This window comes from Holzapfeliella sp. JNUCC 72, assembly GCF_053668685.1.
Window position 1 is genome coordinate 265,122 of record NZ_CM132220.1, and the last position, 19,926, is coordinate 285,047.

Sequence of the window (19,926 nt, forward strand, 5' to 3'; positions counted from 1 at the left end):
TTGAAGAAAATCGCATATCTTATACAGCTCATAATTTTAATGATTGTTTTGACAGGTTGTGGCAATCTGCAAAATTCCAACTTGGCGAATAATAATTCTGCTCAAGTACAAAATACGTTCCAAATCACAGGAACGACCAATGACAATACGTATAATGTGTTGCTCCAAGATGGACGCTACAAATCTAGTCCTTCTCGTGGTGCAACAGCAACAATGCTTAATTCAGTTGATGTTACAGGAATGGAATCAGGCTTGGTTCAAATTTCAAAACAAGCCTTCTCAACTGAAAAGTATGTCTTTCAAGAAGGCCAACAAATTAGCCAAAGTGAAGTTTATAATTGGTTAAGTCGCTATGATGAAAAGAATAATCCAGAAGGACTTAATCCAACTAAAAATTCTGAAACAGATGCAGATAAGCGGACACCCGTTTACTTAGAACAACTACTTGAACAAAACTATCTGACAGGTTCGGGTAATAATTATAGTGTTCAAGGCATCAGTTTAACGCTTGCGATGAATTCTGTTGACTACTATCAAAAAGAAACAGATGGTCCAACTTATAGCACAAAAATTTCTCGTGAAGATCAAGAAAAACATGGGAAAGAAATGGCTCAAAAAATTATCGAACGCTTGCGACAAAAAGAAGGTCTTAAGAACATTCCAATTGTAATTGCTTTGTATTCTCGTCCAAGTGTTGATAGTTTGACTGGTGGTTCATATTTTGCCACAACAACGGTTAATGGTGATAGTAGCTCAATTAACAATTGGCAAACAATTGATAATCAAACACAAGTTTTTCCAATTGTTTCAAGCTCTGAAAAAGCCATTAACAGTTCAGATCTTGAAGCTTTCCAAAACTTCAAGTCTATCGTGCAAGGTTATTTCCCTAACTTAAGTGGGGTTATTGCCAAAAGTAACTATGAAAATGGTAAACTTAATTCAATGACTATAACTGTGAATACACAGTTTTATGGTTATCAGCAGATTAATAGTTTTACTAAGTTAATTTCTAATAGTGCTGAAAAATATTTACCTAAAAATGTGCCGATTGAAATTAAAGTGCAGGCTGTTGGTGAAGTTCAATCGGTAGTAATTCGAGACAGTAGCAATTATAATTTCTATAGTCATGTATTTAGTAATGAAAATTAGCGGAGGTATTCAATGATTTCTAAAGAAGAAATTGCGCACGTTGCGGCGCTTTCAAGATTAAAATTTAGCGAAGAAGAGCTAGAAATGTTCACACCCCAAATGGACGAAATTATCGCCATGGCTGGACAATTGCAGGAAGTGGATACAACAGATGTTGTGCCAACTAACTTAATTGTTGATGAAGAAAATGTCTTCAGAAATGATGAAGTTGAAAAAATGCAAACACGTGAAGAATTACTTAAAAACGTACCTGAAACAAAAGACGGCTTAATCAGAGTGCCTTCAATTATTGACAAGGAGGATGACAATCAATAATGAATTATTTAAACGAATCAATTGATCAATTACACCAAGACTTAGTTGATCAAAAATTGTCAGCTAAAGAACTTGCAACTAACACACTAGATAACATCAAAAAAACAGATGATAAATTCAATTCTTTTATTTCATTGAACGAAAATGCACCAAAAGAAGCTGAAGCTATCACAGAATTTGATACCCCTTTGGCAGGAATTCCAATCGCTGTTAAAGATAATATTGTAACAACAGAAATGAAAACAACAGCAGCTAGTCGTATGCTTGAAAACTTTGTATCGGTTTATGATGCAACAGTTGTTTCAAAACTAAAAGACCAAAAAGCTGTTATCATTGGTAAACCAAACTTGGATGAGTTTGCAATGGGTTCATCTACTGAAACATCATACTTTGGTGTTTCAAAGAATCCTTGGGACCAAACTAAAGTTCCTGGTGGTTCTTCAGGTGGTTCAGCAACAGCCGTAGCTAGTGGTCAAGTTATTGCTGCACTTGGTTCAGATACGGGTGGTTCAATTCGCCAACCTAGTGCTTTCACTGGTATTTTTGGAATTAAACCAACTTACGGCCGTGTGTCACGTTGGGGATTAATTGCCTTTTCTTCAAGTTTAGATCAAATCGGTGTAATGACAAAACGTGTTAAAGATGCTGCTTACGTTCTAAATGCAATTAGTGGCCATGATGAACGCGATTCAACAAGTTCAATGCGTGAAGTTCCTGATTTCACTAAAGCACTTAACAAAGATGTTAAAGGTCTAAAAATTGCTGTTCCTAAGGAATACTTTGAAATCGGTGTTTCTGACGAAGTTAAACGCGTGGTTAACGAAGCCATTAAAGTTTACGAAGAAAACGGTGCAATCGTTGAAGAAGTTAGCTTGCCACATACTAAATATGTGATTCCAACTTACTACTTGATTGCTTCTAGTGAAGCTTCATCAAACTTACAACGTTTTGATGGTATTCGTTATGGATTCCGTGCAAGTGATGTGAAGAGCTTAGCTGATGTTTATGTCAAGACTCGTTCTGAAGGATTCGGAGACGAAGTTAAACGTCGTATTATGTTGGGTACATTCTCACTTTCAGCTGGAACATACGATGCTTACTTCAAAAAAGCTGCTCAATTGAGAACATTAATCAAACAAGACTTTGACCGTCTATTTGAAAAATATGACTTAGTAATGGGACCAACTGCACCAACAACTGCTTTTGGTATTGATGCTAAGAATGATGATCCAATGACAATGTATGCTAACGATATTCTAACAATCTCAGCAAACATGGCCGGAATTCCAGCCGCAAGTATCCCTGCAGGACTTGCTTCAGATAACATGCCTGTTGGTCTTCAAATCATGGCACAACGCTTTGATGAAGAAGCAATCTTTAATGCTGCAAGCTTCTACGAAGATTACAGTAAATTCTATGAAAAAGTTCCTAGTGAAATGGAGGACAAATAATGAATTTTGAAACAACTATTGGGCTTGAGGTCCACGTTGAATTAAAAACAAACACTAAAATGTTCAGTCCAAGTCCAGTGCAATACGGAGCAGAACCAAATACAAACACTAACGTAATTGATTTTGGTTATCCTGGTGTATTGCCAACTGTGAATAAAGAAGCTTACCGTCTAGGTATTATGGTTGCTTCAGCTATGCACGCTAATGTGTCACCTTACACACACTTTGACCGTAAGAACTACTTCTACCCAGATAATCCTAAAGCTTACCAAATCACGCAATCAGAATTTCCATTAGCTACTGGTGGTTATATCGAAATTGAAGTGAATGGTTATACTAAAAAAATTCGCTTAGAAGAAATGCACGTTGAAGAAGATGCTGGTAAGAATACTCACGGTACAGATGGGTATTCATCTGTTGACTTGAACCGTCAGGGAACACCATTGATTGAAATTGTGTCAAAACCTGATATTGCAACACCAGATGAAGCACAAGCTTACCTTGAAAAACTACGTCAAATCGTTCAATTTACAGGCGCTTCAGACGTTAAGATGGAAGAAGGATCAATGCGTGTGGATACTAACATTTCACTACGTCCAATTGGTCAAGAAGAACTAGGTGAAAAAGCTGAGCTTAAAAACTTAAACTCATTTAACCACGTTCGTTTAGGTCTTGCTTATGAAGAAAAACGTCAAACTGAAATTTTACTTGCAGGTGGCGAAATCAAACCTGAAACACGTCGTTTTGACGAAACAACAGGTCAAACTTACTTACTACGTGTGAAAGAAGGGAAAGACGATTACCGTTACTTCCCAGAACCTGATATTCCAGGATTCCATGTGGCTGATTCATGGGTTGACGAAATTAGATCACAAATTCCAGAAATGCCAGATGTTCGTCGTAAACGTTATGTTTCTGAACTAGGTATTCCTGAATATGATGCTAATATTTTGACCCAAACTAAAGAAATGTCTGACTTCTTTAATGAAACAGTTGAACATGGTGGGGATGCAAAACTAGCTTCTAACTGGTTAATGGGTGAAGTAAATGCTTACTTGAACACCAACAAAATTGACTTGTTAGAATCAAACCTAACACCTGAAAACTTAGCCACAATGATTAAATTAATCAAAGATGGGACAATTTCTTCAAAAATTGCGAAAAAAGTTTTCCAAGAAACAATTAAAAACGGAACAGAACCAAAGGCTTGGGTTGAAGAAAAAGGACTTGTTCAACAATCTGATCCAGCAGTTCTAGTGCCATTAATCAATGACATCTTGGATAACAATGAACAATCTATTGAAGACTACAAGAATGGTAAAGACCGTGCAATCGGATTCTTAGTGGGTCAAATTATGAAAGCAACTAGAGGTCAAGCGAACCCTAAAGTTGTGAATAAGATTTTGCTAGAAGAATTAGACAAGAAGTAAGGGTAGGCGATTTGAGTGCCAAAAGCCAGATTAATTTATAACCCGACTTCTGGACATTATCCTGTTACGAAAAGCATTGTTGATATTTTAGCTGTGCTTGAAAAAGCGGGATTTGAAGCGAGTTCGTTTCAGACAACTGCAGAAGTTGATTCGGCTAAAAACGAAGCAATTCGTGTCGCAAAAGCAGGATTTGATTTAATCGTTTCGGCTGGAGGAGACGGCACACTTGATCAAGTGATTAATGGGATTGCCCCATTAGAAACGCGACCTAAAGTGGCCGTGATTCCAGCAGGAACAGCCAATGATTTTGCAAGAGCATTGCATATCCCAAGAAATAATTTCAAAGCAGCAGCTGAAGTTGTTTTGAAAGGACAAACACAAAAGTTAGATATTGGCCGAGCTTACTCAAGTAACCATAGTCAATACTTTGTGAATAATGCCGGCGGTGGGCATGTGACAGAAGTAACTTACGCGCCGACTTGGCAACAAAAATCCGTTTTTGGATATAGTGCCTACTTGCTGAAAGCTATTAAACTATTAGCAGGTTTACAGTCTCGAAAAATGCGCCTGACCTATGACACAGGCGTTTACGAGGGGGACACCGTTTTATTCTTATTAGGATTGACCAATTCAATTGGTGGATTTGAAAAGATATTGCCTGTTCCTGAATTTTCAGATGGATACTTTGGCCTGCTAATTGTAAAGCCAACGCAGTTGACACGATTGTTTCGATTGATTAAGTTGGCTGTCAAAAATCGCAAACATCTTGATGATGATGATGTTATTTTTGTCAAAACAAAGACGCTCGAAGTTGAACTACTTGATCAAAATAGTCATGGAAATGACGTTAATATTGATGGTGAAAAAGGAACAGCCTTTCCATTATCATTTGAGAATTTGACGCAACATATCGAGTTTTATGTTAATTTTTAAATGTACTAAAAAAACTGTACCTAAACTATTGGGTACAGTTTTTTAGAGCCTAGGAGATAATATGTTAAATAAGAACCAAGAAATACAATTGACTATCACTGATTTAAGTTACGAAGGGATGGGAGTTGCTCATACTGACGAAGGCATGACTTTGTTCGTGGATAATGCTTTGCCAGGTGAAGTTGTTACTGCCAAAATTTTGAAATTGAAGAAAGGGTTTGGCTTTGCAAAAACTGTATCAATTGAAACCAAAAGCCCAGACCGTGTTGAAATGTCTTCAAACAAGTGGGCACAGACAGGGATTGCACCTCTTGCACACTTAACTTATGACAAACAACTTGAATTCAAAACTAAACAAGTTAAAAAATTAGTTGAAAAGAATAAATTAGATATCGATGTTTTGGATACTATTGCATCACCTAATGAATTAGGCTACCGTAATAAAGCGCAAGTTCCTGTTCGCCAAGTTAATGGTCAACTTGAAGTTGGATTTTTCAGAAAACGTTCTCATGATTTAGTCGTGATGGAAGACTTCTTAATTCAAGATTCAAAAATCGATAACACAATTAAAGGTGTTCGTGAAATTCTACGCCAATACGACATTACAGGGTATGATGAACGCAATCATCGTGGTCAAGTGAAGAATATTATTGTTCGTCGTGGTTACTTCACTGGCCAAATCATGGTAATTTTGGTTTGTTTAGACAAAAAATTCAAACACCTACCTGAAATTGCGGATGCAATTGAACAGTTAGAAGAAGTGAAAAGTGTTTACTTGAATCATAACCCACAAAAAACAAACGTTATTATGGGTAAGAAGAACCGTTTATTAGCGGGTAATTCATACATTACAGATAAAATTGGTGATCAAACCTTTATGATTTCACCACAATCATTCTTCCAAATTAACTCAAGCCAAACGCCAACACTTTACCAAAAAGCGGTTGAAATGGCCCAATTAAACGAAGATGATGAAGTACTAGATACTTATTCAGGTATTGGAACAATTGGTCTTTCTGTTGCCAAAGAAGTGAAGAGTGTGACAGGGGTTGAAGTGGTGAAATCAGCTGTTGATGATGCCAAGAACAATGCAACCTTAAACCACATTACTAACTCTGAATTCTTCTTAGGTAAGTCAGAAGAATACATGAATCATTGGGCAGAAGAAGGCAAAAAAGCAACGGTTGTAATTGCCGATCCACCAAGAAAAGGTGTGACAAGTGAATTCATTCAATCAACTGCTAAAATTGCACCTCGTAAAGTGATTTACATTTCATGTAATCCAGCTACTTTGATGCGTGATATTAAAGAATTCGAAGACTACGGTTATACAACAAAAACAATTCAACCTGTTGATATGTTCCCTATGACACAACATGTGGAATGTGTGACAGTGCTTGAGAAAAACTAAATTCAATTTAAAATACCTAGGCTATATTGCAATAGTCTGGGTGTTTTTTATTTAAAAATCAGTTAAGTTAACTGTAATAGTGAAAGTAATAGTCACAATCATGATACGCTTAATGCTCAACTAGAAATCTCTTGGAGGAGAACAAATGAAGATAGTAAAGAAATATCATGTTTTATTGCTACTGATTGCGATAGTTTACATGGCAATAGTGTTGACGTATACACTATTCCCGCAATCGAGTCTTAATCAGTTTTTATCAACACAACTTGGACTTGCACAGTTTTATGCATTTTCCGTCTTTTTTGGTGTTGTGATGGGGATTTTTTCATTACTTATGATGGGAATGACTAGTTACAAGAAAGGCTATCGCAGACCACCATTTTTTATTTGGGCAGTTATGATGGTGCTATCAGGTATTTTAGTGATAGGTGGAACTGGCGGACACTTCAGTCATGATCAGCCAGTTGATTCAAACCAGCCATCGTTCAAAATTGTAGAATACAATTCAGCTAATCAACTTAATTCCACTAATATTCAAACTATTTTTGGCGAGTATAACACTGATATTGCGGTTTTTCCTGAGTTTGATGAGCGACCTTCAGAAGCAGGGGCTAATGAGCGCATTAAGCAACTATTTAAGGCGGCTAATGTGAATTATGACCATTATGACGTGTTTATTTCTGACCATCCAACAGGAGTAGCAGGAGTGACGACAATCGTCAAAAAGTCATTTGCTCAATTCACGCAACAAAGAGAAGTGCCACAACCAACATTTAAAAGTGTTAATTTGAAATCTCAAACTGCAAATGTTCCAAGCATTATTGGGCTTCATGCTGCACCACCGATTCCAGGATACTTGATGAATTACTGGCAAAAAGATTTGCAGGTGATTAGCAATCAACTAGCCAACCAAAATCCTGATAGTATTCTAATTGGCGATTTCAATGCAAATATGAATCATGGATTATTGACGACGATTGCAACACATGAAGATGGGGTAAATGCACTCCCCACATTTGAAAGAGGGACATGGCCAGCCTCTAAACTACCAGCATACTTTAGAACACCAATTGATCATGTTTTAATTCCTAAAAATCAATATAGTGTCAAAAATATTAAGCTCCAAGACTTAAAAACTTCAGACCATATGGCAATCTTTATGGAAGTGCAAAAAAATAAAGCCTAGGCAACTGCCTAAGCTTTATTTTTTTTGTGATAGTAATAATAAACAGGAAGACCTGTTAGAGTCACTAAGATACCAATAATTGATAATTGGAATTGTGTGATGAAGGTTGCGACCACGATAAAGCCACCACCCAAGATTGAAATGATTGGAATGATTGGATAGAACAGCACCTTGTAAGGACGTTCAAGTTTTGGTTCACGTTTTCGCAAGATTAAAACAGCAATTGAAATTAAAGTGGTGAAGGTCCACATGACGAAGACCAACATGTTGGTTAAGTTGTCAAAATTACCTAAGAATAATAATAGAATAGAAATACCACAAATAAGTAGTCCTGAAACCATCGGAACACCAAAGCGGTTGAGTTTCTTGAAATACTGACTAAATGGGAGTTGGTTGCTTTGAGCAAGTGTGTAAGGTAAACGCATCCCTGTCATCACAAACCCATTAATTGTGCCATAAACAGAAACTAAAATACCAATTGTCACTAAACGCCCGCCTAGGTTACCAAACAGTACACGAGAGCTATCAAAAGCAGCGTTTGGATTACCTGCTAGTTGTTCGATAGGGAGACTTGATAAAAACGCAAAGTTGATAAGTAAATAAACAACCGTTACCAGACTTAATCCTAAGATAATGGCTTTAGGCAAGTCCTTGCTAGGATGTTTCAATTCTCCAGCCATATTTCCCACATTAATCCAGCCTTCATAAGCATACATTGCTGAAAGCAACCCACCACTTAAAGCAACAAAGAATGGGACATCATGTCCAGAAGTGATAGGGAACAATTCAACAGGCATTTTTGGATCATGGAATAAGCCGACGATTACAATCAAAGCAACAGGAATTAATTTAACAATCAAAGAGACCACTTGTAGAATTCCTGAAGCTTTGTTCCCAATAAAGTTAATCAATGCAATAGAAGCTAAACAAAGAACCGCAAATGGAATAGTCCAGTGATTGTTGATACCTAGTAAAACGATTAATTGTTGTGAAAAAACGAGCATTAATGACGCAATCGATGCAGGAAAATAAATTAAGATTTGTGCCCATCCATACAAAAAGCTCAGTGGCTTACCATAGGTATATTCAATGTATTTAATGGGACCACCTGTAACAGGCAAAGCCGTTGCTAACTCTGCAACAGTTAATCCACTTGCAATTGACAAAATTCCAGCAAAAAACCAAACAAATAAAGTCATGCTAGTTGATTGTGTCAATTGTGTGATTGATGAAATTTTGAAGAAAATACCGGATCCAATAACAATTCCCATAACGGTGGATAGCGCTTGTGAGAATTTAAGATTCTTTTTCATTTCTTGTGACATAAACTAAAAACTCCTAAAAATAACCAATAAAAAAAGTCTTCTTAATTAAGAAGACTTTTCATTTTTTCTTTTTTGATAAAAATAAATGGGTAGTCCAATTAAAGTGACGAGTATCCCAATTAGTGATAACTCAAATTGTGTAATTAATGTTGAAACGACAATGAACAGTCCACCTAAGATTGAGATAGCAGGAATAACTGGGTAGAATAGCACTTTATAAGGACGTTCAAGTTCTGGCTCACGTTTTCTAAGGATGATAACACCAATTGATAGTAGTGTTGTAAAGCTCCAAATCACAAAAACAAGCATGTCTGTTAATAAGTTGAAGCTACCTAGGAAAATCATAAGAAATGTAATAGCTAAAGTGAATAGTCCTGAAACATAAGGTGCACCTGATTTATTTAATTTTTTGAAGGTATTACTAAATGGTAAACTACCATTTGAAGCCAATGTATAAGGAACACGAATACCAGTCATTGTATAACCGTTAATCGTACCGTACACTGAAACTAAAATACCTAATGTTACTAAACGGCCACCAAATTCACCAAAGAATAAACGGGAACTATCAAAAGCGGCATTACCATTACCAGCTAACTGATCGACTGGTAGTGCTGAAACAAATGCATAGTTAATCAATACGTAGATTAAGGTTACTAAACTTAGTCCCAAAATAATGGCTTTAGGCAGGTCTTTTTTAGGGTTCTTCATTTCACCAGCCATATTACCAACATTAATCCAACCATCATAAGCAAACATTGTGGCTAGTAATCCACCACTTAGTGCAGTAAAGAAGGGAGTTCCTTCGCCTGAAGTGATTGGGAATAATGAAGGATTAACAGGACTTGGCTTGAATAAACCAAAACCGATAATTAAAACAATAGGAATAAGTTTGGCAATCATTGTGATGCTTTGCAATTTACCGGAGACTTTATTCCCAACAAAGTTCAGTAGCATAATCGATGTTGAAACAATTAGTGCAATAGGCACGATCAGTGATTGACTAATGCCAAAAAGACTAGCAAATTGTTCACCAAAGATGATACTTAAAGCGGCAATATTGGCAGGGAAGTAAATGGCCATTTGTGACCATCCAAATAGAAATCCTGCAGGCTTACCGTAAGTATATTCAATATACTTTGTTGGCCCACCCGTAACAGGAAGGGCAGTTGCTAATTCTGAAACAGTTAATCCGCTGGCAATGGATAATAGCCCGGCTAAAACCCACACAAAAACAGTTAAACTAGCAGACTGCGTTGAACTGGCAACACTAGATATTTTGAAAAATACCCCGGCACCAATCACAATTCCCATAACAGTTGAGAGGGCTTGTGAGAAATTCATGGTCTTCTTTAAATTATTAGACATCTAACGATTCCACCTTCTTATTTAAATATTTTTTCAATTAATCATTATACAGAAAATTAAAATAGGAAGATAGATGATTAATCAATAAAAAATTGATAATATTTCATTGAACGTTTACCAAATCATAAAAAATATGAGAAAATATAATAACCGTCATTTTTAACAAAATTAATAGATTAGGATGATCAATTCTATGAACTATAGTGAAAATATACAAAACATTTTAAAAGAACAAAACATAACAGAAACAACAGAAATTCAAAGTAGAAGTTACCAGTCCATTATCGAAGGGGCTTCTGTTGTGGGGCTTTCACCTACAGGAACTGGGAAGACTTATGCTTATGGCTTGCCATTAATTGAGAAAACAAATCCTGGCGATTATCAAGCAATTATTATTTTAGAACCAACGAATGAATTAGCCGTGCAGGTGAGGGATGCCTTGCAACCTTTTGCTAAAGCACAAGGTCTTAAAACAATGGCACTAGTTGGTAGTGGAAATCGTAAACGCCAAATTGAAAACTTGAAAAAGAAAAAGCCTGAAATTATTATTGCAACTTTAGGCCGTTTGTTTGATATGGTAACTGAAAATAAAATCAAACCACAAAAGGCGAATGCGTTAGTACTAGATGAAGCCGATGACCTATTGGTGCTTGATTCAATTGATATGATTGGGTCATTTTCAGATGATATGCCAGAAGACTCCCAAATTTTATTATTTGGTGCAACAGATTCTGAAACAACTCGTAACCCAGAAGAAGTGTTTGGAAATGCTTTCATTTTAGTAGATGTTAGACCAGACATTACAAAAAACAATATTCACCACCGCTTCTTGAAGGTAAGTAATGAAAACAGATTAGACGTTTTAACACGACTATCTTCTGTTGATGATTTTTCAGCAATTGTTTTCTTTAGTAGTGTGGCTTCACTTGAAAAAGTAGCCCAAACTATGTCACATCGTGCTTTGAAATTCGGTGTTTTAGCAAATAACGAAAACAAAATGCAAAGGCAACGTGCTATTTCTGATTTGCAAAAAGGTAAAATTGATGCGATTTTTGCGACAGATATTGCGTCAAGAGGGATGGATATCAAGAATCTAAAATATGTTATCAACTATGACTTACCTCAGTCACAAGAGTCTTATATTCACAGAGCGGGAAGAACAGGCCGTATGGATGCAGAAGGAACAGTTATTTCAATGGGGAATAACCATGATTTCCGTGACTTGAAGAAACTAGCTAATTTAGGCGATCAATTGCAAAAAATATATCTAGTTGGTCATCACTTAACCACAGATAAACCATTTGCACAGCCTAAAAAAGAACGAGAAGCACAAGCTAACGAACAAAAAGAAACACATATCAATCAAACACGTGAAGAATTGCAAAATAAAACAGATAAACCAGAAAAAGAATTCAAAAAAGCGATTCAATCTAATCCAAAACCAAAGAAAAAAGTGAAGAAGAATCGCAAACGTCGACAAAAAAATAAAGGCTACCATGGAAAGAAAGCCTAGCACTAATTCAACACAAAAAAAGCTAGACTTTATAACCAAATATAGTCTTAAAATGGTAGATAGCCTAAAGCACTTGAGATGGCTATTAGCCTTAAAACAAACACTAGATGTATTGATGATTGTGGCCTTGCTAGGGTCAATGACAATCTTGCTTCAGAATTTTTCAAATGTGTTTTTGAGCTATTTTCATCTGTCATTTTTGAAAGACTTCTTATTTTGGCTTGGGCCAATTAATCAGGCTATTTGGGTTTTAACGCTGCCAATATATAGCTTTTGGTTTATCTTAGTTTGGAGCTATTTTCTAGCCTTATTTTATGATAATGATGCTGTATTAGGATCAATAATCGGTGTGTCATCTTATTTGTTAGCTAGTGGTTTTTTGAATTTCAATTTTAAAGTCACTTGGCAAAACTTATCAACGCAAAATCTATTTTTTGCGTTTTTCGTGAGCACGATTTTTGTGGTCATTTACAATTTTATGACTAAATTGCAATTTCAACTTAGCATTATGCCTGGAAGGTTTACGTGGTTTTACAAAAAGCTGAGTCATTTGACGTCATTTTTGGTGACATTTTCGCTAATGTTTATTTACTTTAGAGAAACACCCAAAGCACTACACATAGCTTTAAAAGAGATATTCGGTGGTGCACAAGCTAACTTAGCTATGATGAGTCAAAATTTCATTGTGGTGTTAGTGCTATTGTTATTAATTCAGCTTTATTGTTATTTCAACTTTCAAGGAAATAACTTGATGATAACGATTGTCGAATTTATTTATCTGACCAGTCAAAATTTCAATATTGAAGCTGCCAATTATCACCAACTACCGCAGTATTTAATGACAAAATCAACACTTGATATTTATGTATTCATTGGTGGTGTTGGGAGTACATTGGCCTTTGTTTTAGGGGTTTTATTTTTCTCAAAAATCCCTGAAAGACGGCGAGTAGCAAAATATTCACTGGCACCAGGCATATTCAATTTAAATAGTTCAACTTTATTTGGCATTCCGGTTATTTTAAATAAACGCTACTTCGTGCCATTTATGATTACGCCAATAATTAGTTTGATGACTACTTATTGCGCCTTATCCTTAAGGTGGATTGACCCTGTTCAAGTCGCATTGCCAAGTATAGTGCCACCTTTTCTAAATGGTTTTTTGGCGACTAATTTAGATTTGAATTCACTTGTCTTAATATTAACTAACTTTTTGATTTCGTTAGTTATTTGGACAACTTATATTAAAAAAGAAAATGATGACTACAAAAGTGCGAACTGATACTTTTAACTTTTACTTAAAGTGTTATAATAAAAAAGTATTGGCCTCGTAGCTCAGCAGGATAGAGCAACTGCCTCCTAAGCAGTAGGTCATCAGTTCAATTCTGATCGGGGTCATCAAAAAAAGCCGTGCGGGGTAAACCGCGCGGCTTTTTTATTTGAGTAAAAAATAGATAGCAATAACTGCTAGAAGTGTAAAAACAATTGCCAGCGGAAATAAAATTTTGACATAATCAAAATGTTTTCGTGTAGCAAAGGCAAAGACATAGCAAAATGCAGCTAATGAAATCAAAAAACTGGCAATGAGAAGTAAAGGAAAAGACAGCATTAGAAGGCCCATTCACCATTTTTGAATATTTGGAAACGTGAGCCATCTGTTGAAATACCTTCAATGTTCATTTTGTCAGATCCTACCATGAAATCAACGTGGGTTTGACTCACATTCAATCCGTTTTGACGTAATTCAATTGGCGACATTTTAGTCCCATTTTCGATAGTAAATGGATAAGCAGCACCAATTGCGACGTGGTTTGATGCATTTTCGTCAAACAAGGTATTGAAAAAGATGATTTGAGATTGTGAAATCGGTGAAGAGTAAGGTACTAAAGCAACTTCACCTAATGATTTAGCGCCATCATCGGTTTGAACAAGATGTTCCAATGTTTCTTGACCTTTATCGGCTGTGATTTCAGTAATTTGACCATCTTTGAAAGTGACTTTGATGCCTTCAATAAGTTGGCCGCTGTAAGACAATGGTTTTGTGGAAGCAATCACACCATTAATTTTTCGAAAATCAGGGGAAGTGAAAACTTCTTCTGTAGGCATATTCGGCATGAATGCTTCACCATCAGCATTAACAGCACCTGCACTATGCCAAATATGGTTTTTGGGTAGCCCAATTTCGATATCTGTCACATCACTAGTGTAGTGAAGCGCAGTAAATTGTTTGTCATTTAAAATGGCAGATTTTTGGCGAAGTGTATTTTTGTGATCTTCCCATGCTTTAATTGGGTCATCAGCGTAAATACGGGTAGTTTTGAAAATTTCATGCCACAATTGGTCAACTGCTTCAGCAGCAGAAACGTCAGGGAACACGTGTTTTGCCCAGCCTTCACTAGCAGCTCCTACAATTGTCCAGCTAATATCATTATTTTGCGTAGCACGACGAAGTGGAAGCATTCCCTTAGTTAGCGCACCTTGCATTTTAGCCAAACGTTGTTGGTCAACATCGCTTAAGGCATCTGGATTGTTTGAAATAACAGAGATACGTTTAACTTTTTTATCAAGCCATTCATTAATTTGTTCTTCTTGTGATTTTGAGAAGGTTTCTAAGCGATTTTCATCAGCATAAAGTAAATTAAGGCGATTTAAGGTTTCATCTTGCCACTTTACAATGACTTCAGCAGCCCCTTTTTGATATGTTTTTTCAGTCAGTAAGTGTGCAAATTTAGTTTGGTCAGTTGCAATTTGCAAAACAATGGTATCACCAGGTTTAACGGCTACCCCGGTTTCAATCGTCAGGTCAGCATATTTAGCAAGTAATGTATCGAAATTTGGTAGTGTCATCATTGAGCTCCTTATTTAAGTTTAGTAATAGTTATTTTATCATGTTTTTTGGCTATAAATGTAATTGTTTTTTGCTTATAATGAACTTAAAACTTATAATGATTAAAGTTGATAAATCATGGAGGTATTTCATTGGGAAATAAAGTAAAAGTAATGACCGTTTTTGGTACAAGACCAGAAGCAATTAAAATGGCGCCACTTGTTTTGGAATTGAAAAGTCGCCCAGAAGAATTTGAAGAAATTACAGTCGTCACAGCGCAACACCGTGAAATGTTAGATCAAGTTTTAGAAATTTTTGAAATCAAACCCGATTATGATTTTAATATTATGAAAGCTGGTCAGACATTAAGCCAAATTACCAGCCGTGTGATGTTAGATCTTGAAAAGGTAATCATGGAAGAACAACCTGATATTGTCTTGGTTCATGGTGATACGACAACATCATTTGCAGCAAGTCTATCAACTTTCTATCAACAAAAAGTCCTAGGACACGTTGAAGCTGGTCTTAGAACTTGGAATAAATACTCACCATTTCCAGAAGAAATGAACCGTCAATTGACTGACGTTTTAACTGACATCTACTTTGCGCCAACATTCAAAAGTAAAGCAAACTTACTACAAGAAAATCATCCAGAAGAAGATGTATTTGTGACAGGGAACACAGCAATTGATGCATTGAAACAAACTGTTCAACGCGACTATCACCACAGTGTGTTAGATGAAATTGCTGAAGATAAACGTATGATTTTGGTTACTATGCACCGTCGTGAAAACCAAGGAGAACCGATGCGTCGCGTTTTCAAAGTAATGAAAGACGTTGTCGATCAACATGATGATGTTGAAATTGTTTACCCTGTTCACTTGAGTCCAGCTGTTCAAAAAGTTGCTCAAGAAGTATTGGGTAATGATGACCGTATTCACTTGATTCAACCGCTTGATGTTGTTGATTTTCATAACTTAGCTAAAAGAAGCTACTTCATCATGACTGATTCTGGTGGTGTTCAAGAAGAAGCACCTTCACTTCAAAAACCAGTTTTAGTTTTACGTGATACAACAGAACGTCCAGAAGGTGTTGAAGCAGGTACGTTAAAACTTGTTGGAACAAACGAAGCAGAAGTTAAGTCTGCTATGATGACATTATTAAATGATAAAGAAATTTATCAAGCAATGGCTGAAGCGCAAAATCCATATGGTGATGGTACTGCGTCAAAACGTATTGCTGATGCAATTTCTTACCACTTTAATCGTGACTCATTAGAACGTCCAGAGGACTTCAAAGCCTAACAAAAAAGCAATCAACTTAAGTTGATTGCTTTTTATTTGTGGTTAGCTTCGTAGAAGTTAACAACTTTTTCAGTAAATTGTTCAATATTTTCGATATCTTCTAAATCAGGTGCCAAATTAATTTTTAGGCTTTCAGCAGCTTGAACACCACCGATTTTCAAAAAGGCTTTAGTAAAGTCATCAACGGTAATGCAGTAAGCATCTTCGTAGAAAACATCTCCTGAACCTGCGACCGCAAAGATCTTATCAGTTAAATCAATCTCAAGTAAATCTTCGTAAAAGTCTAAAGCTTCATCAGGTAATTCACCTTCACCATAAGAATAAGGGACCATAAATGCAATATCATATTCAGAAAATTCATTTACATCACTAAACGTAATATCAGACATGTCAGTTTCAATACCCATGTCTTGAAGCTTCTCATCGATAATAGAAGCGACTTCTTCATTATTACCGGTCATACTAGCGTAGACAATTTTAGCAGTTGTCAAAGTAAAATCCTCCTTATACATTCAAAATAACTGGGGATAGACGTCTTATATTATAACAGAATATCGCTTGTATTGATTGATAATTGTCATAGGTTTTAGCAGGGGTATTTTTTTAATGAACAAAAAACGTTATAATAGATATGATATGATTCAAATAGTAAAGATTAAAATATAAAGGAGTTTTATTTTGATTACATTAAAATCACGTCGAGAATTAGAAGGAATGGCTAAATCTGGACAATTACTAGCACAAACACACTTAGGAATCAAAAAGTTAATTAAACCTGGTATTTCATTATATGAAATTGAAGAATTTGCAGATAATTTCATTACTGAAAATGGTGGTATCCCATCAGAAAAGGGTTTTGAAGGTTATAAATACGCAACTTGTGTCAGCGTAAATGATGAAATTGCACATGCAACACCTAGAAAAGATGTCTTTTTACAAGAAGGGGACGTTGTCTCTGTTGATATGACAATCAATCTTGATGGTTATGAAAGTGATTCATGCTGGACATATGCAGTTGGCGAAATTTCAAAAGAAGATCAAGATTTAATGGATATCGCACACAAAGCACTTTACCTTGGAATTGACCAAGCACAAGTGGGTAATCGTATTGGTGACATTGGTTATGCCATCCAACAATTCACAGAAGTTGAAAACAACTATGGTGATGTTCGTGAACTAATCGGTCACGGTATTCAACCAACTATGCACGAAGAACCTGAAGTACCTCACTTTGGTAAAAAAGGTCGCGGGTTACGTCTAAAAGAAGGTATGACAATTACAATTGAACCCATGATTACACAAGGTTCATGGGAAATGGTGAGTCGTGTTGTTGATGATCCAGATGATGATTGGGTATACTATGTTACAGAAGATGGTTCAAAATGTGCACAATATGAACACACAATCGCAATTACAGCAGACGGTCCAAAAATTTTAACTTCACAAGATCCGGAATTTGATAAAAAGTATTTATTTAAATAATGAAAAAACCTTTTTATGGGTATCGAAAAGAACACCTGACGCATCAAAAGCCCAAAAAGCGCCACCCTGTTAAACGTGGAGTTAAAAAGCCAAAGCACTCTCGTCTGGGCTACTTGTTTAATACATTATCTGAAGTATTAGCTAGTGGTGAGATTAATCAAAATGCGATTGTAATTGCTTATTTTGCGTTGTTCTCATTGTTCCCATTATTGTTGTTAGCAGCTTATATGCTGAGTTTGTTTAATATTAGTGCAACTGTTGAACCGATTGTTGAATATATCAGTCTTATTCTGCCAAAAGAAGTTGCACCATACATAAGTCCTATTATCAAGCAAGTTGTTCAACCACCAAGTGGTGGATTCCTATCATTTGGGGTTATCGTTGCATTATGGGCATTTAGTGGACTGATTAATTCGATTAAAGTGGCTTTGAACAAAGTCTATCGTGTTCAAGAAGTTGTTAAAGAGCAGTCCTTTTGGGTTTCTATTGTTAATCGAATTGTTTCATTTGCATTAACAGCGACTTTAATTTTAGGATTAGTTTTAATTTTATTCACTTTGATTTTTGGTCAGCAGATTTTAGAATTGTTAGCCCCAATTTTCAATTTTTCAATGGATCCGATTTATCAAATTAGCAGTTATCGTTGGCCCGTTATTATTGTTGTTTTAGGTGTTATTGTAGGGTATCTTTATTATTTTCTACCTAACATTTCACTCAAAAAACGTAGTATTTGGCCGGGTGTGTTTTTGACAATTATCGGATGGGGCGTTTTGTCTCAAGGATTTAGTTTTTACTTGGAGCATTTTAGCCGGAGTTTAACCAATTACGGTATTATCGGAACATTTATTATTTTCATGCTGTGGTTGAACTTTAGTGCACTTGTATTTTTGGTGGGGGCTGTATTGAACTCAACCATTGATCATACGTTACATGGGAATGTCGATTATAAATCGAGTCGTATAATTGAGTTATTTAAGAAGAAAAAAACAAAATAAGGCGGTATCTTATGAAAAAAGTAAGAAAAGCGGTTATTCCTGCTGCCGGTTTAGGAACAAGATTTCTACCAGCAACTAAAGCAATTGCCAAAGAAATGATGCCAATTGTGGATAAACCAACTATTCAGTTTATTGTTGAAGAAGCAAAAGCTTCAGGTATTGAAGATATTTTGATTGTGACAGGAAAAACGAAACGTCCAATTGAAGACCACTTTGATTCAGCTCCTGAATTAGAGTTGACACTTGAAAAAGATCACAAAACAGATCTTTTAAAAGTGGTGACTGATGTAACCACTTTAGGTGTGAATATTTACTTTACTAGACAGCCTCATCCAAAGGGATTAGGGGACGCAATCTATCGTGCTAAGTCATTCATCGCTGATGAACCATTTGTTGTTTTACTAGGTGATGACTTGATGAATGATAAGACACCGCTAACTAAACAGTTAATTGATTGCTACAACGACACACATGCAGCAACAATTGCAGTTATGAAAGTTCCTCACGAAGAAGTGAGCAAGTATGGTGTGATTGAACCAGACGTTCAATCAAGACCAGGACTATTCAATGTTAAATCTTTTGTTGAAAAACCAAAAGTAGAAGAAGCACCATCAGATCTTGCAATTATTGGTCGTTACTTATTAACACCTGAGATTTTCAACATATTAGAAAATCAAAAACCAGGACGTGGTAACGAAATTCAATTGACTGATGCTATTGACACAATGAACAAGACACAACGCGTTTTTGCGCACGTCTTTGAAGGCCAACGTTTTGATGTTGGTAATAAATTTGGTTACCTTCAAACGTCAATTTCATATGGGTTGAAGCACCCTGAAACAAAAGATGAATTGCGTCAATATATTAAAGATTTAGCTAAGGAACTTGAAGCTGAAGAAAAGAAAAACTAGACTAGGATTAGTCGATTTTGATCAATTCTCAGACCATAAATGACGTGTTCGTTTTGGTCTAAGTCACAAACTTTGATAAAAGCAGTTTTATCATCAAAACGAATAAGCAACTTTTCAATTTCGGATTTTTTCAGAGGTTGATGAGTTGCTTCTTTTGTATAAAAAATACAAATTTGTTGATTATAATCGATGGCTGAAACAGGTAGAAGCGTTTCGTTATTTTTAAAGTACAAGTTAAAGTAATCTGATAAATCTTGTATAAATTGTAAAAAATCAATAATACGCATAAAACTATCTCCTTACTAAACCATAAAATATGGAGGGTTAAT

18 protein-coding genes and 1 tRNA gene are annotated in these 19,926 nt (G+C 35.9%); 14 read left to right on the top strand and 5 right to left on the bottom strand.

Annotation, left to right across the window (positions count from 1 at the left end; translation table 11 throughout):
• From JNUCC72_RS01215 to JNUCC72_RS01245, 7 genes are all read left to right on the top strand, one after another.
• The gene (locus tag JNUCC72_RS01215) at positions 1-1,149 is read left to right on the top strand and encodes a CamS family sex pheromone protein (protein WP_454144109.1); all 1,149 of its coding nucleotides are present in this window, start codon (positions 1-3) and stop codon (positions 1,147-1,149) included.
• Between the two features lie 12 nt (positions 1,150-1,161).
• Complete coding sequence (gene gatC, locus JNUCC72_RS01220; RefSeq protein ID WP_339970207.1) at positions 1,162-1,464, top strand: Asp-tRNA(Asn)/Glu-tRNA(Gln) amidotransferase subunit GatC; 303 nt, start codon at positions 1,162-1,164, stop codon at positions 1,462-1,464.
• Complete coding sequence (gene gatA / locus JNUCC72_RS01225; protein ID WP_454144111.1) at positions 1,464-2,915, top strand: Asp-tRNA(Asn)/Glu-tRNA(Gln) amidotransferase subunit GatA; 1,452 nt, start codon at positions 1,464-1,466, stop codon at positions 2,913-2,915. Before gatC ends, gatA begins: the two co-directional genes overlap by 1 nt.
• Entirely contained in the window at positions 2,915-4,345 is a 1,431-nt protein-coding gene (gene gatB, locus JNUCC72_RS01230) for an Asp-tRNA(Asn)/Glu-tRNA(Gln) amidotransferase subunit GatB (protein WP_454144113.1), read from the top strand. Before gatA ends, gatB begins: the two co-directional genes overlap by 1 nt.
• 15 nt (positions 4,346-4,360) lie before the next feature.
• Positions 4,361-5,278, top strand: a complete 918-nt coding sequence (locus JNUCC72_RS01235) for a diacylglycerol kinase (protein ID WP_454144115.1) — start codon at positions 4,361-4,363, stop codon at positions 5,276-5,278.
• 61 nt (positions 5,279-5,339) lie between these two features.
• A complete protein-coding gene (rlmD, locus tag JNUCC72_RS01240) occupies positions 5,340-6,689 on the top strand; it encodes a 23S rRNA (uracil(1939)-C(5))-methyltransferase RlmD (RefSeq protein WP_454144117.1) in 1,350 nt (449 codons plus the stop codon).
• A 145-nt stretch (positions 6,690-6,834) separates the two neighbouring features.
• Positions 6,835-7,875, top strand: a complete 1,041-nt coding sequence (locus JNUCC72_RS01245) for an endonuclease/exonuclease/phosphatase family protein (protein WP_454144119.1) — start codon at positions 6,835-6,837, stop codon at positions 7,873-7,875.
• Positions 7,876-7,883: 8 nt separating this feature from the next.
• Here the strand turns inward: JNUCC72_RS01245 and JNUCC72_RS01250 are convergent, their stop codons facing one another.
• Positions 7,884-9,188, bottom strand: a complete 1,305-nt coding sequence (locus JNUCC72_RS01250) for an APC family permease (RefSeq protein WP_454144678.1) — start codon at positions 9,186-9,188, stop codon at positions 7,884-7,886.
• Between the two features lie 57 nt (positions 9,189-9,245).
• Positions 9,246-10,568 carry an APC family permease gene (locus JNUCC72_RS01255; RefSeq protein WP_454144121.1) on the bottom strand — a complete coding sequence of 441 codons (1,323 nt, stop codon included), beginning with the start codon at positions 10,566-10,568 and terminating at the stop codon, positions 9,246-9,248.
• Between the two features lie 193 nt (positions 10,569-10,761).
• On the opposite strand from JNUCC72_RS01255, the gene JNUCC72_RS01260 reads away from it, so the two are divergent.
• From JNUCC72_RS01260 to JNUCC72_RS01270, 3 genes are all read left to right on the top strand, one after another.
• Positions 10,762-12,081 carry a DEAD/DEAH box helicase gene (locus tag JNUCC72_RS01260; RefSeq protein ID WP_454144123.1) on the top strand — a complete coding sequence of 440 codons (1,320 nt, stop codon included), beginning with the start codon at positions 10,762-10,764 and terminating at the stop codon, positions 12,079-12,081.
• A gap of 52 nt (positions 12,082-12,133) precedes the next feature.
• Positions 12,134-13,360, top strand: coding sequence for a PTS transporter subunit EIIC (locus JNUCC72_RS01265; protein ID WP_454144125.1), 1,227 nt, complete (start codon positions 12,134-12,136; stop codon positions 13,358-13,360).
• A gap of 42 nt (positions 13,361-13,402) precedes the next feature.
• Positions 13,403-13,476: transfer RNA gene (locus JNUCC72_RS01270), tRNA-Arg, on the top strand.
• A 210-nt stretch (positions 13,477-13,686) separates the two neighbouring features.
• Here JNUCC72_RS01270 and JNUCC72_RS01275 read toward each other — a convergent pair.
• Positions 13,687-14,925, bottom strand: coding sequence for an aminopeptidase (locus JNUCC72_RS01275; protein ID WP_454144127.1), 1,239 nt, complete (start codon positions 14,923-14,925; stop codon positions 13,687-13,689).
• A gap of 153 nt (positions 14,926-15,078) precedes the next feature.
• Here JNUCC72_RS01275 and wecB point away from each other — a divergent pair, with 153 nt between their 5' ends.
• Positions 15,079-16,209, top strand: a complete 1,131-nt coding sequence (gene wecB, locus JNUCC72_RS01280; protein ID WP_454144680.1) for a non-hydrolyzing UDP-N-acetylglucosamine 2-epimerase — start codon at positions 15,079-15,081, stop codon at positions 16,207-16,209.
• A 32-nt stretch (positions 16,210-16,241) separates the two neighbouring features.
• Here wecB and JNUCC72_RS01285 read toward each other — a convergent pair whose 3' ends face one another.
• Positions 16,242-16,700 carry a flavodoxin gene (locus JNUCC72_RS01285; protein WP_454144129.1) on the bottom strand — a complete coding sequence of 153 codons (459 nt, stop codon included), beginning with the start codon at positions 16,698-16,700 and terminating at the stop codon, positions 16,242-16,244.
• Positions 16,701-16,887: 187 nt separating this feature from the next.
• Between JNUCC72_RS01285 and map the strand changes: the two genes are divergently transcribed.
• Genes map through galU form a run of 3 tightly spaced genes read left to right on the top strand, consistent with a single transcriptional unit; the run spans position 16,888 to position 19,597 of the window.
• Positions 16,888-17,691, top strand: a complete 804-nt coding sequence (map, locus tag JNUCC72_RS01290) for a type I methionyl aminopeptidase (RefSeq protein ID WP_454144131.1) — start codon at positions 16,888-16,890, stop codon at positions 17,689-17,691.
• Positions 17,691-18,686: a YihY/virulence factor BrkB family protein gene (locus JNUCC72_RS01295; RefSeq protein WP_454144133.1), complete on the top strand. Its 996-nt coding sequence runs from the start codon at positions 17,691-17,693 to the stop codon at positions 18,684-18,686. The genes map and JNUCC72_RS01295 overlap by 1 nt, the downstream gene beginning before the upstream one ends.
• Before the next feature lie 11 nt (positions 18,687-18,697).
• On the top strand, positions 18,698-19,597 hold the full coding sequence (gene galU, locus JNUCC72_RS01300) for a UTP--glucose-1-phosphate uridylyltransferase GalU (protein WP_454144135.1): 900 nt from the start codon (positions 18,698-18,700) through the stop codon (positions 19,595-19,597).
• On the opposite strand, the gene JNUCC72_RS01305 is transcribed toward galU, so the two are convergent.
• Entirely contained in the window at positions 19,594-19,884 is a 291-nt protein-coding gene (locus JNUCC72_RS01305; RefSeq protein ID WP_454144137.1) for a hypothetical protein, read from the bottom strand. The two genes, galU and JNUCC72_RS01305, sit on opposite strands and share 4 nt — an antisense overlap.
• Positions 19,885-19,926 lie beyond the last annotated feature (42 nt).

What these genes read in the sequence shown, in the direction of transcription:
- JNUCC72_RS01265 (WP_454144125.1), top strand. Translation starts at nt 12,134, where the DNA reads ATGGTAGATAGCCTAAAGCACTTGAGATGGCTATTAGCCTTAAAACAA.
- galU (WP_454144135.1), top strand. Translation starts at nt 18,698, where the DNA reads ATGAAAAAAGTAAGAAAAGCGGTTATTCCTGCTGCCGGTTTAGGAACA.
- JNUCC72_RS01305 (WP_454144137.1), bottom strand. Translation starts at nt 19,884, where the DNA reads ATGCGTATTATTGATTTTTTACAATTTATACAAGATTTATCAGATTAC.
- wecB (WP_454144680.1), top strand. Translation starts at nt 15,079, where the DNA reads ATGACCGTTTTTGGTACAAGACCAGAAGCAATTAAAATGGCGCCACTT.
- gatB (WP_454144113.1), top strand. Translation starts at nt 2,915, where the DNA reads ATGAATTTTGAAACAACTATTGGGCTTGAGGTCCACGTTGAATTAAAA.
- JNUCC72_RS01295 (WP_454144133.1), top strand. Translation starts at nt 17,691, where the DNA reads ATGAAAAAACCTTTTTATGGGTATCGAAAAGAACACCTGACGCATCAA.
- JNUCC72_RS01250 (WP_454144678.1), bottom strand. Translation starts at nt 9,188, where the DNA reads ATGAAAAAGAATCTTAAATTCTCACAAGCGCTATCCACCGTTATGGGA.
- rlmD (WP_454144117.1), top strand. Translation starts at nt 5,340, where the DNA reads ATGTTAAATAAGAACCAAGAAATACAATTGACTATCACTGATTTAAGT.
- JNUCC72_RS01260 (WP_454144123.1), top strand. Translation starts at nt 10,762, where the DNA reads ATGAACTATAGTGAAAATATACAAAACATTTTAAAAGAACAAAACATA.
- gatC (WP_339970207.1), top strand. Translation starts at nt 1,162, where the DNA reads ATGATTTCTAAAGAAGAAATTGCGCACGTTGCGGCGCTTTCAAGATTA.
- JNUCC72_RS01275 (WP_454144127.1), bottom strand. Translation starts at nt 14,925, where the DNA reads ATGACACTACCAAATTTCGATACATTACTTGCTAAATATGCTGACCTG.
- JNUCC72_RS01255 (WP_454144121.1), bottom strand. Translation starts at nt 10,568, where the DNA reads ATGTCTAATAATTTAAAGAAGACCATGAATTTCTCACAAGCCCTCTCA.
- gatA (WP_454144111.1), top strand. Translation starts at nt 1,464, where the DNA reads ATGAATTATTTAAACGAATCAATTGATCAATTACACCAAGACTTAGTT.
- JNUCC72_RS01245 (WP_454144119.1), top strand. Translation starts at nt 6,835, where the DNA reads ATGAAGATAGTAAAGAAATATCATGTTTTATTGCTACTGATTGCGATA.